The 12,754-nt window shown below is 64.3% G+C and carries 8 protein-coding genes, 2 other RNA genes and 1 riboswitch; of the genes, 4 read left to right on the top strand and 6 right to left on the bottom strand.

Going from position 1 to position 12,754, the window contains the following annotated elements; genetic code table 11:
• Positions 1 to 21: 21 nt before the first annotated feature.
• Together ASF90_RS02990 and ASF90_RS21255 are read left to right on the top strand one after the other, a co-directional pair.
• Complete coding sequence (locus ASF90_RS02990; protein ID WP_055845643.1) at positions 22 to 747, top strand: AraC family transcriptional regulator; 726 nt, start codon at positions 22 to 24, stop codon at positions 745 to 747.
• Between the two features lie 59 nt (positions 748 to 806).
• Positions 807 to 883: non-coding RNA, sX9 sRNA (locus tag ASF90_RS21255), on the top strand.
• Positions 884 to 1,782: 899 nt separating this feature from the next.
• On the opposite strand, the gene ASF90_RS02985 is transcribed toward ASF90_RS21255, so the two are convergent.
• From ASF90_RS02985 to gcvP, 4 genes are all read right to left on the bottom strand, one after another.
• Positions 1,783 to 3,888, bottom strand: a complete 2,106-nt coding sequence (locus tag ASF90_RS02985; protein ID WP_055845640.1) for a catalase — start codon at positions 3,886 to 3,888, stop codon at positions 1,783 to 1,785.
• Positions 3,889 to 4,109: 221 nt separating this feature from the next.
• A complete protein-coding gene (locus ASF90_RS02980; protein WP_055845639.1) occupies positions 4,110 to 4,964 on the bottom strand; it encodes an aldo/keto reductase in 855 nt (284 codons plus the stop codon).
• Positions 4,965 to 5,079: 115 nt separating this feature from the next.
• A complete protein-coding gene (locus ASF90_RS02975) occupies positions 5,080 to 6,750 on the bottom strand; it encodes a carboxylesterase family protein (RefSeq protein ID WP_055845636.1) in 1,671 nt (556 codons plus the stop codon).
• Between the two features lie 376 nt (positions 6,751 to 7,126).
• Positions 7,127 to 10,015: an aminomethyl-transferring glycine dehydrogenase gene (gcvP, locus tag ASF90_RS02970; protein WP_193552561.1), complete on the bottom strand. Its 2,889-nt coding sequence runs from the start codon at positions 10,013 to 10,015 to the stop codon at positions 7,127 to 7,129.
• A gap of 90 nt (positions 10,016 to 10,105) precedes the next feature.
• A riboswitch (glycine riboswitch) is annotated at positions 10,106 to 10,220 on the bottom strand.
• Positions 10,221 to 10,489: 269 nt separating this feature from the next.
• Here gcvP and ASF90_RS02965 point away from each other — a divergent pair.
• Together ASF90_RS02965 and ASF90_RS02960 are read left to right on the top strand one after the other, a co-directional pair.
• Entirely contained in the window at positions 10,490 to 11,743 is a 1,254-nt protein-coding gene (locus ASF90_RS02965; protein ID WP_055845634.1) for a multidrug effflux MFS transporter, read from the top strand.
• Positions 11,744 to 11,759: 16 nt separating this feature from the next.
• Entirely contained in the window at positions 11,760 to 12,164 is a 405-nt protein-coding gene (locus ASF90_RS02960) for a hypothetical protein (RefSeq protein WP_055845632.1), read from the top strand.
• Positions 12,165 to 12,282: 118 nt separating this feature from the next.
• Here the strand turns inward: ASF90_RS02960 and ASF90_RS21245 are convergent.
• A non-coding RNA gene (locus ASF90_RS21245) (sX9 sRNA) lies at positions 12,283 to 12,359 on the bottom strand.
• 42 nt (positions 12,360 to 12,401) lie between these two features.
• Positions 12,402 to 12,707 (bottom strand): hypothetical protein, encoded by a 306-nt coding sequence (locus tag ASF90_RS02955; protein ID WP_055845631.1) that lies wholly within the window; start codon positions 12,705 to 12,707, stop codon positions 12,402 to 12,404.
• Positions 12,708 to 12,754 lie beyond the last annotated feature (47 nt).

Here is a 12,754-nt window from a genome sequence, read left to right as displayed (position 1 = left end):
GCACTGCATGAATCCTCTCGCATGAAGAGCATCGACCCTGCCGATCTGGAAGCGTTGTTCGATGCCGTGCCGGACGTGCTGTTTTTCGTCAAGGACCGCGAGGGTCGCTACACCCACGTCAACCAGACCATGCTGCGGCGCCTCGGCCTGAAATCGCGCAAGGAACTGATCGGCAAGCGTGTCGCCGAGGTCTACCCGAGCGGTCTTGGCGCCAACTACGCCAATCAGGACGAACAGGTGCTGGCCGGTGAGGTGATCGACAACCTGCTGGAACTGCATCTGTTCGCCAACCGCGAGCCGGGCTGGTGCCTCACCTGCAAACGTCCGCTGCTGGTCGACGGCAAGGTACAGGGCATCATCGGTATCTCGCGCGATCTCGGCCCGCAGGACGGGCACCAATCGCAGTACGAAAAACTCAGGCTTGCGCTGGCGTACCTCAATGCCAATTACGCGCAAAACGTGCGCATGCAGGCATTGGTGGAGATCACCGGGTTTTCGATGTCCAAGCTTCAACGCTCGTTCCGCAAGGTGTTCCAGCTCACCCCGCAGCAGGTGCTGGCCAAGTTGCGTTTGCAGATGGCCATGCATTTGCTGCACGGAAAAAAGAGCCTGACCGAAATCGGCCATGCCTGCGGCTTCAGCGATCAGAGCGCGTTTGCCCGGCAGTTCAAGCAAGCGGTGGGTATGACGCCTCGCGAGTACCGAGCGCTGGCGAGCACGACGCCGTTTCCTGCCGAACCGTCTTAGAGCAGCTAGCAACACTACTGTGCAGCCGCCAGGCGGGCGCGGCCGGTGCTCGGTGCGGCATGTACCACTCGTACACTCCGGTTCTGAGCGCGCCGTCCACACCCACCTGACGACTGCTCGCTACGTTTTGTTAGCCACTCTTAGCGCATCTGAGAAAACGACTGCTCAACAGCGGGCTTGGTAGAGCACGCGCTTGTCTTGCCGCTTGCGGGGAGCTGCGTGAGTCTATCGAGCTCGAATTTCGCTGTCGTTTAGTGGAGACGGGTAACAGCCGTGTAAGTCGAGCGCGCGGTGCCCTCACCGCTTGCGGGACACGCCGTGAATCCGTCCATTGAGGCTCCTTGGAGGCATCCATGCCGCCAAGGGTCCCGCAACCGGCGAGGGCAGCGCACCAGGAGGTTTGCAGGTGGCTTTGTTGAAAGCCCGCCTGCTGGTCGGCTTGCAACGGGAGACGGTTGTCGGGCGCTCCATTATCCGAACAGCACGCATCATGATCTTCTCTTGACCATGCACACCGACCATCTCGACGGGTCCTTGCCCGCTTACCGTCGCGGGACCTTATGCGGCATGGACGCCGCATAAGAGCCTCCAGGGATGGATTCACGGCGTGTCCCACGATGGTGGGCGGGCAAGGGCCTTGCAGCCGAGCCGCAGATCAGCCGCTTTGCGCCTGATCTATCCGCAGTTTCTAGAACCCAGGGCAACACGCTCGACGCAATCGAGACTTCAAGCCATGCAGCGCTTGGGCGCGATCAGATACCTAAGCCAAATTTCTCAGTGAGTCGAGCTCACTGTGCGCTCACCGCTTGCAGGACATGCCATGAATCCGTTCCTGCAGGCTCCTTGGCGGCAAGACCTGCAAGCGACGAGGGCACTGCGCCAGCACGTTGGTGGGTGGCTGAATCAAAAGCTGGCTGCCCTGCCGGAGACGTTGGTTTACTACTGGGGAAAAATTGCTGCGTGCATACGCAACTTGGGCGCGAAACGACGTAAACGTCGCTCGCGCCCAAGCCTGCGCAGGCTGTGCGAATGCGCTTACGCCAACATGCGCACCTTCGGCTCGCGTGCCCACTGGCGGGTCTTTGCTGCGGCGATGAAGGCCTTGGTATCGGCTGCGGGGACAATGCCTGCATCCTTGCCGACATTGCCTGCCTTGAGCAGCAGTTGCGCGCCGTCGTCGAAAGCAATCGCTTTCAGATGCGCCCAGGCGTTGCTGACGAAGTCCAGTGCTGCAGATTCGTTGGTCAGCAATTTTGCCGCTTCCGACGACAGCAGCACGGCCACGGCATCGAACACGATCGATGGCGTGCCGGCCAGCTGGCCATCGGCGGCCAACTGCTTGCCATCGCTGAGCTTGGCGCCGCCGCGTTTGGGCGCGACGATTTTTACTGTGGCGCCGGCTGCTTCAGCGGCCTTGCGCACGGCCTTGATCGCTGCTGCATCCGAGCCGTCATGAATCAGAATGCCCACCGTGCGGCCCTGCAAGGTGTCCTTCATCTTGCCGATCAATTGCAGCGCGGGCGACAACGGCATGTCGGTGGGCGCAACCGCTGCCGGAGGTGCGGGCGGCAGTTTGCTCATGCCCATGCCGTCGGCCACGCGCTGCGCCAGTGCCGGATCGACATGACGTAGATGACCCACGATGGCCTCGCGCACATGCGCGGTGTCGACCTTGGACAGTTCAAACACCAGCGCCGATGCCAGATGCGCCTGTTCCGGTGCGCTCTGGCTGCGGTAGAACAAGCGTGCCTGGCTGTAATGATCGGCAAAACTTTCTGCGCGCACGCGGCCCTTTGCGCCATCTTCGGCAGGCGTTGCGTGGCTGGGGAATCCACGCAGCGCTTCGCGCGGCGCATCGGCCTGCAGCGAACTGGGTTCGTAGGCGACGCGGCCCTTCGGCACGCCCATTTGCATATGCCCATCGCGCTGATTGTTGGCGAACGGACACTTGGGTGCATTGATCGGGATCTGATGGAAATTCGGCCCGCCCAGACGGCTCAGCTGCGTATCCAGGTACGAGAACAGACGTCCTTGCAGTAGCGGGTCGTTGCTGAAATCGATGCCCGGAACGATGTTGGCCGGGCAGTACGCCACCTGTTCGGTTTCGGCAAAGAAATTGTCCGGCCAGCGGTCCAGCACCATGCGGCCGACGATCTGCAGCGGCACCAGTTCTTCCGGAATGACCTTGGTCGAATCCAGATGGTCGAACGGAAACGCCTCGGCCTCCGCGTCGGTAAACAGCTGCACGCCAAGCTCCCACTCGGGGAAGTCGCCGTTTTGAATCGACTCGAACAGATCGCGCCGTTGAAAATCCGGGTCGGCACCGGCCAGCTTCACGGCCTCGTCCCAGATGGTCGATTGCAGGCCCAGCTTCGGGCGCCAATGAAATTTGACGAAGGTGCTGTCGCCGGCCGCGTTGAGGAAGCGGAAGCTGTGAATGCCGAAGCCTTCGATCATGCGCAGCGAGCGTGGGATGGTGCGGTCGCTCATCGCCCACATGATCATGTGCATCGATTCGGGGGTGAGCGAGATGAAATCCCAGAACGTGTCATGCGCGCTGGCAGCCTGCGGAAAGCCGCGGTCCGGCTCCATCTTCACCGCATGGATCAGGTCCGGGAACTTCATCGCGTCCTGGATGAAGAACACCGGGATATTGTTGCCCACCAGATCCCAGTTGCCTTCCTTGGTGTAGAACTTCACCGCAAACCCACGCACATCGCGCGGGGTGTCCACCGAGCCGGCACCGCCTGCAACCGTGGAAAAACGCGTAAACAACGGCGTCTTTTCGCCCACTTCGGTGAAGATCTTGGCGGTGGTGTACTGACTCAGCGATTTGGTCAACTCGAAATAGCCATGCGCGGCGCTGCCGCGTGCATGCACGATGCGCTCGGGGATGCGCTCGTGATCGAAGTGGGTGATCTTCTCGCGCAGGATGAAGTCTTCCAGCAACGTCGGCCCGCGCGGCGTGGCGCGTAGCGAGTTCTGGTTGTCGCCAACCGGGATGCCCTGGTTGGTGGTCAATTGCGGATGCGAGCCGCCGGCTTTCTGATGCAGTTCGTCACCAGTGCCGCGCAGTTCCTGCGCGCTGGCGGAACTGCCGACAGAAGGAACCTGTGCGGCTTTACTTGGGGACTTGGCCATGGGGGACTCCACGTTGGCGGGCTGGGATGCTAGCGATCCAACCGAGCCTGGGAGTGGCGCTGTTAAACGAGTGTGTCTACATGCGAACGAACACTCACACACACACGGCGCACAACGCAAAGCGTGCGCTACCGCGCGCTGTGCAATGCCAAACACACCACGCGCGTGCTGCGAACATCGCCACATCCGCGATGTGCATTAGGCCGCGTGTGGTGTTTGATCTACAGCAGATCCAGCGGCTGTTTGCGCTTGGGCGGCGGGAACGCGCTATCCAGTGCGGCAAGATCCTGCGCATCCAATTGCAAAGTGCACGCGGCCGCGTTCGCGCTCACATGCGCGGGCGTACCCGATTCGGGAATGGCGATGACCTGGCCGCTGCGGATCGCCCACGCCAAAGCCACCGCGGTGGCGGCCACGCCACGTCGTGCACCGATGGCATGCAACACCGGGTGATCGAGCAATGCGCGGCTACCCAGTGGCGAGTACGCCATGACCGTGACCTCATGCTCGGCGCACCACGGCAGCAGATCGAATTCGATCCCGCGGCTGCCGGCGTGATACAGCACTTGATTGACCAGGCAGCGCTGCCCGCCATCGATACGCCACAGATCCTGCATGTCGTCCACATCGAAATTCGACACGCCCCAATCGCGGATCTTGCCGGCGTCGCGCAAAGCTTCGAACGCAGCGACTACTTCGGCAAGATCGCTCCCGCCGCGCCAGTGCAGCAGATACAGATCCAGGGTGCGCACGCCAAGCCGCTGCAGGCTGGCTTCGCAGGCGCGTGCGATGCCGCGCGCGCTTGCATTGCTCGGCAACACCTTCGACACCAGATACGGCGGTTGTGCACTGTCGATGGCCTGGCCGATCAACTGCTCGGAACGGCCGTTGCCGTACATTTCGGCGGTGTCGATCAGCCGCATGCCCAGTTGCTGGCCGGTCTGCAGTGCTTCGATCTCTTGCTGCGGCGGATGCCGGCCCTGGCCCAGGTTCCAGGAGCCCAGGCCAAGCGCTGCGACGCGACGCCCGGTGCGCAGCAGCACCTCGGGGCAGGGGGATGACGTGGATGTGGACATGGAGCACTCCCGTAACGGTGATTGCATGTAACTGAGCGAAGGCCGGCACGTGGGGCCAGCGACATCTGCGTCATCGGCGTGTCTGGATGCAGCTGCGGCCTCGTCTAGGACACGCTCATCGTTGACCATCGCGTGTGAGGTCCGGCTGATGCTGTTGCAAACGCGCAGGGAGCGGAGCTGCAGCGGCCTGCGCCTGTGCATCCCAGAACGTGCAGCGATGGCGCTGTACGAAGTCGGGCGTTGCGCCGATCCCGTGTGGCGACACCGTCAACGGTGTGTCGCCATCGAAGCGCGGCCACGGCGGTCGCCCGCCACCATTGGGGTCGCCAATACGGGCAAACGCGCCCCAATAGTCCTGCAAAGTGTCGGAAAACGCCTGTTGCGCGGCACTGAATTGCGGGTCGCCACTGAGCACCCAGGCGCGTTGAAACAGATACGCCAGTTCGGAGGCGTGAAACGCGCCCAATGGCCGCGAGAACGGCAAGCGCCACAGGCCGTACGGCGCCTGCGGGTCGTCGAACTCATAGGCATACACCGCAGCATGCGTGCGCAGCGCTTGCCCAAGCCGGCGCGTGGGGCAGGCGAAGCCGCCGTCGGTGACGATGTCGGCAAACGCTTCCCAGCGCGACTGCGCCGCGACATCTGCGTAGTGCGCCATGATCGGTGCTGGCCCCGCATACATGCGCTGGATGCGTGCTTCATAACCGCTGCGCAGCGTGAGCTTGCCGATGTAGGACAGCAGTTGGGCAAACAAGCGCCCTTCATCGCGGTTGTTGCCGATCAGGACCGGGACTTGCGCATGCTGCGCGTTGGCAATCGCTTCGGCGGGCATTACCGGCAGTACATCGCCGCCGGCCATCGGCGCCCACGCATCGCTGCCGGTCAAGCCGCGGCGCTGCGGTGTTGCATCGGCCAACGCCTCGGCAGGAAGGTCGCGCAGGCACGCGGCCACATCGCTTGCCCGCTCGCAGCCAAGCGTCTGTGCCATGCGCGTACCGCCGCGCTCGGCCTCGGCGCGCGTCACGCTAGAATCGGATGCAAGACAGCTACCGCTCTGCAGAATCGCGCGCTGAAACAGGCCGCGCGCGCCTGGCGACGCGAGCTGGTAACAGATGCTCCACGCGCCGGCGGATTCACCGAACACGGTGAGGTTGTGCGCATCGCCGCCGAATGCAGCGATATTGCGGTGTACCCAGCGCAATGCGGCCTGTTGATCCAGTAGCGCATACGCGCCTTCTCCTTCGCCACGCAGACTCGGGTGCGCGAAGAATCCGAAGACCCCCAGCCGATAGTTGGGTGCCACCACGATGACATTCTGCCGCGCCGCCAATGCACTCAGGTCGTAGTCGGCATTGCTGCCCAGCTCCAATGCTCCACCGTAGGTCCACACCATGACCGCGCGCGGGTGTGCCGGCGCAGGGCCGGGCGGTGCGTAGATGTTCAGCGTAAGGCAGTCTTCGGAGACCTGCTTTTGCCCGAAGCGATACCGCGGCAGGCAGGCGGGCCCGGCCTGCGTTGCATCGCGAACATCCTTCCAGGCCGCTGCCGGTTGCGGTGCATGGAAGCGCAGCGCGCCCACCGGCGGCGCGGCGAACGGCACGCCCAAAAACGCCTTACCGTGTGCGCTGGCCACACCGCGCACCACGCCCGCATCGGTCCGCACCAGCTCGGCACGCGCATCGGGCGCATGCACCAGCGCCGGTACCTCGCCGGGGCGACGTGGCGCGCAGCCGAGTAGCAGGGTGGCTGCCAACAAAAAGGTGCCGAGATGTTTCAGTGCAAGCATGCGCAAGGTTCTGCCATAAGGGGAGGCGTTCGCCATCATGCCCAGCGCATGTGTAGGCGAGGCAAACGCGCGCGCAGTGCGTGCGTGGCATCCGTTGGTAGCTGCGATCGGCGATGGCTCTGAAGCAAAACAATGCAGACGCACACTCTCTACGAGGGCAGTTTCAATAAAGGGCGGTAGCTCCAGCAGCGGCTCTGGTAGCGAGCGTGTCGCTGCCAGCATGTGGATACCGCGCGCTCACTGGTCGTGCTGCAACCGGCGTGCAGTCGCGATGAATGTTGCCCCTCTCGCGCATCTGGCTCGCATCGCATGACGCAACAAAAAACCCGGCTGTTTCACCAGCCGGGTTTGATGGTTACCGCGTCTGTCATGCCACTCAGACCTCGGCGTCTTCCTTGTACGCATCCACCGGGATGCAGGCGCACATCACGTTCTTGTCGCCATAGACGTTGTCCACGCGTGCCACCGGCGGCCAGTACTTCTGCTGCTTGAGGCTCGGCAGCGGGAAGGCGGCCAGCTCGCGCGGGTAGGCATGGGTCCACTCGCTGGCCGACACCTGCGTGGCGGTGTGCGGTGCGTGCTTGAGCGGGTTGTCGTCGCGGTCCAGGCGGCCGTCTTCGATGGCGCTGATCTCTTCGCGGATCTGGATCATCGCGTCGATGAAACGGTCCAGCTCATGCTGCGATTCGCTTTCGGTCGGCTCCACCATCAAGGTGCCGGCGACCGGGAAGCTCAACGTCGGCGCGTGGAAGCCGAAGTCGATCAAACGCTTGGCGATGTCTTCGGCGCCGATGCCGCTGGTCTTTTCCAGCGGCCGCACATCCAGGATGCACTCGTGCGCCACCAGGCCATTACGGCCGGTGTACAGCGTCTTGTAATGCGGTACCAGCCGCTTGGCGATGTAGTTGGCGTTGAGCAATGCCACCTGCGTGGCCTTGCGCAAACCGCCACTGCCCATCATGGTCACGTACATCCAGCTGATCGGCAGGATAGAGGCCGAGCCATAGCTGGCCGCGCTGACCATGCCCACATCGCCTTCGCCGCCCAGGGTGCGCGGCAAAAACGGCGCCAGATGCGATTTGACCGCACACGGGCCCACGCCCGGGCCGCCGCCGCCGTGCGGGATGCAGAAGGTCTTGTGCAGGTTGAGGTGCGACACATCCGAGCCCCACTTGCCGGGCTTGGCCACGCCGACCAGGGCATTCATGTTGGCGCCGTCGGTGTAGACCTGGCCGCCATGCGCATGCACCGCTTCGCAGATCGCCACCACGTCTTCTTCGAACACGCCATGCGTGGACGGGTAGGTGATCATCAGCGCGGCCAGACGATCGGAATACTTCTCCGCCTTGGCGCGGATGTCTTCGACATCGACATTGCCGTTGGCATCGCACTTGGTGACTACGACCGTCATACCGCACATCTGTGCAGAGGCCGGGTTGGTGCCATGCGCCGATTCGGGAATCAGGCAGATGTCGCGATGCGCCTCGCCACGCGAACGGTGATAGGCGCGGATCGCCAGCAGGCCCGCGTATTCGCCCTGCGCGCCGGAATTAGGCTGCAGGCTCACCGCGTCGTAGCCGGTGCACTCGACCAGCATCGCTTCGAGTTCTTCGATCAGCTGCGCATAGCCGGCCGACTGTTCTGCCGGCGCCAGCGGATGGATCGCGCCGAATTCCGGCCAGGTCACCGGGATCATTTCAGCGGTGGCGTTGAGCTTCATGGTGCAGCTGCCCAGCGGGATCATGGTGCGATCCATCGCCAGATCCTTATCGGCCAGCGAGCGCATGTAGCGCAGCAGTTCGTGTTCGCTGTGGTGGGTGTTGAATACCGGGTGTGTCATGAACGGGCTGGTGCGTAGCAGGCCTTGCGGCAATGCATCGGCGGTGGCCGCATCCAGCGCATCGATGTCCGCCTGGGCACCGAACAACTGCGCCAGCGCCACCACATCGGCGCGCGTGCTGGTTTCGTCCAGGCTGATGCCCACCGCTTCGCTGTCGATGGCACGCAGGTTGATGCCGGCCGCACGCGCACGTGCATGGATGGCATCGGCATCGATCGCCTTGACGTGCAGCGTGTCGAAGAAATGCTCGCCGACGCTCACGCCAGCGCTACGCAGCGCGGCAGCCAGGATCGCGGCCAGGCGATGGGTGCGACGGGCAATGCGGGTCAGACCATCGGGGCCGTGGTAGACGGCGTACATCGAGGCCATCACTGCCAGCAGCACCTGCGCGGTGCAGATGTTGGAAGTGGCCTTTTCGCGGCGGATATGTTGCTCGCGCGTCTGCAGGGTCAAGCGATATGCGGGGTTGCCGGCGGCATCGATCGACACGCCGATCAAGCGGCCCGGCATCGAGCGCTTGTAGGCGTCGCGGCAAGCCATGAAGGCCGCATGCGGGCCGCCAAATCCGAACGGCACGCCAAAACGCTGCGAATTGCCGACCACGATGTCCGCACCCCACTCGCCGGGCGCAGCGATCAGAGTCAGGGCGAGCAGATCGGTGGCCACCGCCACCAGGCCGCCCTGCGCATGCACCGCATCGGCCAGCGCGGCGTGGCCGCCGATCGTATCGAAGTGAAGCCGGCCAAAGCTGTCCGGGTATTGCAGCAGCACGCCGAAGCATTCGGCCTGCAGCGCTTCGTCCAAGGTGCCGACGCGCAGCACGATGCCCAGCGGCTCGGCGCGCGTGCGCAACAGTTCCAGCGTCTGCGGATGCACCGCGTCGTGCACGAAGAAGATGTCGGACTTGGATTTGGCCGAACGCTTGGCCAGGGTCATCGCTTCGGCCGCAGCGGTGGCTTCGTCCAGCAGCGAGGCGTTGGCGATTTGCATGCCGGTCAGATCCGCGCACAGGGTCTGGAAGTTGATCAACGCTTCCATGCGGCCCTGCGAAATCTCTGCCTGGTACGGCGTGTACGCGGTGTACCAGGCCGGGTTTTCCAGGATGTTGCGCAGAATGACCTTGGGCGTATGCGTGCCGTAATAGCCCTGGCCGATAAAGGTGCGCTGCACCTGATTCTTGCTGGCGATGGCGCGAATCTTGGCCAGCGCTTCTTCTTCGGTGATCGACTCGGGCAGCGCCAACGCAGCCGGCGACTTGATATTGCCCGGCACGATGGCGTCGGTCAGCGCATCCAGCGAGGCGTGGCCGACCACGTCCAGCATCTGCGCGATTTCTGCGTCATTGGGGCCGATGTGGCGTTCGACGAACGCGCTGTGGTGTTCGAGGTCGCGCAGGGAAGACGAGGTCTGGGACATGGCGGGCATCCGGGTCAGGGGGCAGACGAATGGTCGACACGTCTCCTGGCTGGCCCGGCGCGCACAGCGCACCACGACCCGCCGCAGCGACGGTCTTCCTCGCGCCCCTCTGTCCTTTTGCCTGAGAGTTTAAAAACGCGGCCTGGCCATTGGCCTGCCTGCGTTCCGTGCCCCTTCGGCGCCGGCATCGGCCGGTCTCTCCAGAGTTGTACTGCGGATGGTATCGGGCCTGAGCGATTACGGGCTGTTGCGCCTTCGGCAGCGGCAGTGCCGCTTCTCCCACCGTGTTGCCGGGCCGATTATAGCGTGGGCCTGCGCCACCTGGCGCAACCCCCGGGCCGATCGCACCTTGGTTGCCGCACTTGCGTCTGCTTAACCTTGCAACGGCGAGCGCCTATCATCTTCTCCCTTGTGCTCATCCCGGCGCCGCAACTCGCGGATGCCGGCGTGCGTCCCCCGATGCACCACGTTTCGGATTCCTGCATGACCCCCACCACGCCCTCCACCCGTCGCATGGCGCTGCTGCTCGCCGGGCTGGCGATGTTCGGCCCGTTCTCCATCGACACCATCTTCCCGGCGTTCTCGCGGCTCAGCCGCAGCCTGGCGGTGGACCAGGTGGCGATCCAGCAGACCATCAGCGTCTACCTGCTGGCTTACGGCGTGATGAGCATCGCGCATGGGCCGCTCTCAGACGCCTGGGGCCGCAAGCGGGTGATCCTGGGCGGGCTGGTGCTGTTCATCGCCGGCTCGATCGGCTGCGCGCTGTCGCAGGATCTGCCCACGCTGCTGGCCTTCCGCGCGTTGCAGGGCCTGTCGGCCGGCGTGGGCATGATCGTTGGCCGTGCGGTGATCCGCGACCTGTTCCATGGCCCGGACGCGCAACGGCTGATGAGCCAGGTGTCGATGATCTTCGGCATCGCGCCGGCCATCGCGCCGATCATCGGCGGCTGGATCCTGCTCAGCGGCGCCGGCTGGCCACTGATCTTCTGGTTTCTGATGGTATTCGGGCTGGTGCTGCTGATCGCGACGATGCTCTGGCTGCCGGAAACCCACCCGGTGGAAGCGCGTACGCCGCTGCAGCTCAAGCGCTTGCTGCACGACTACGTGCGGATCGGCTTCAACCCGCGCTTCCAGCGCCTGGCGGCTGCCGGTGCGTTCAACTTCGCCGGGATTTTTTTGTACATCGCTTCGGCGCCGGTGCTGATCATGCAGCACCTGCATCTGGGCGAAGGCGACTTTGCCTGGTTGTTCATTCCCACCATCGGCGGCATGACGCTGGGCTCGTTTTTGTCCGGGCGCATGGCCGGCCAGATGAACCCGGTGCGGCAGATCCGCATCGGCTTCATCTGCTGCGGCGTGGCCGCGCTCGCCAACCTGGGCTACACCTTGTCGGTGGCGCAGATCGCGCTGCCATGGGCGGTGCTGCCGATCTTCCTGGCCGGTGTCGGCATGGCGTTGATCTTCCCGATCCTGGCGCTGGCGGTGCTGGACATGTACCCGCAGCAGCGCGGCCTGGCCTCGTCGCTGCAGGCCTTCACCCAGCTGATGACCAACACGGTGGTGGCCGGCGTGTTGTCGCCGCTGCTCAGTGAACACCCCCGGCATCTGGCGATCGGCATGACCGGTTTTTTCCTGCTGGGCTGGCTATTCTGGCGCTGGGAGCGCCGCAGCGGCCGCCGTCTGCGGCACCGCCAGGCCACCGAGGCAGTGCCTCTGGAGCCGGCCAACCATCTTTGACCCTACAGGAGCCTGCATGTCCACCGATTCCAAGTTGCGCCGCGATGCCCGCAAGCGTGCAACCGAGCGCCAGCGCAACCAGGCCGCCGCCAAGGCCACGGCCGAATCGCCGATCGAAGCGCATGCCGAACTGCGCGACCAGCAACGCACGCTGCTGGCCGGCATCGTCCGCCGCGACGGCGAATGGGTGCTGGGCATGGACGGCCGCATCGCTGGCGAAAGCACCAGCGCCGCGCAGGTGTTGACGCTGATCATGCGCGCCGCCGAACTGCACGAACGCCAGGGCACCCCCGTGCGCCTGACCTACTCGGACGCGCTGAAAGATGCCGCGCATGCCGAGGCCCAGGCCGACGGCATGGAATTCGAGCAGTTCAAGGCCCGGTTGAGCGAGCGCTTGCAGGGTGGCGCGAAGCTCAACTGAAGTACCTTCGCTGTGCGCCTTCCTTGGCGCGTGGAGTTGCGAAGAACGGATCACTCGCCTGCGGTGCCCACTGCACGGGCGCGAGCGTCACCCCCGTCGCTCGTCTGCTGCTTAGAGTGGCTAACAGAACATGGCAAGCAGTCGTCAGGTGAGTGTGGACGGCGCGCTCAGAATCGGTGTGTACGCGTGGCACATGCCGCACTGAGCACCGGCTGCGCGCGCCTGGCGGCTGTGGAGTCATTTTGTTAGCTGCTCTTGGGCGCCGCGCCGCAGTAGGCGGCAAAGCATCCAGCCGCAGGCGAGCAGCACGGTCACCATCGTCATCACCACCAGTGTGGTGTCAGTGGTCAGGCGCCAACGCGCGATGCAGGTAAAAGAACGATGCAAGTAAGTGCTGATGGCCGAGGCGGTCAGCCCAGGCGCGTCCCAGCAAAACGCGATCACCAGGTGCCGCAGGAACAGCAGCAGCGCCGCAGCCGCCGCGATGCATCCGCTCGCACTGGCGCAGATCGCCATCCATCGAAAACGCTGCAGGGCGATCATTGGCGCCACAGATGGCCCATCACGTGGCGCGCAGCATCAGTGTGGCG

The organism is Xanthomonas sp. Leaf148 (assembly GCF_001423585.1).
Lineage (GTDB): Bacteria > Pseudomonadota > Gammaproteobacteria > Xanthomonadales > Xanthomonadaceae > Xanthomonas.
Note: the sequence above shows the minus strand (reverse complement) of the source record. Positions and strands in the feature narration are given on the sequence as shown.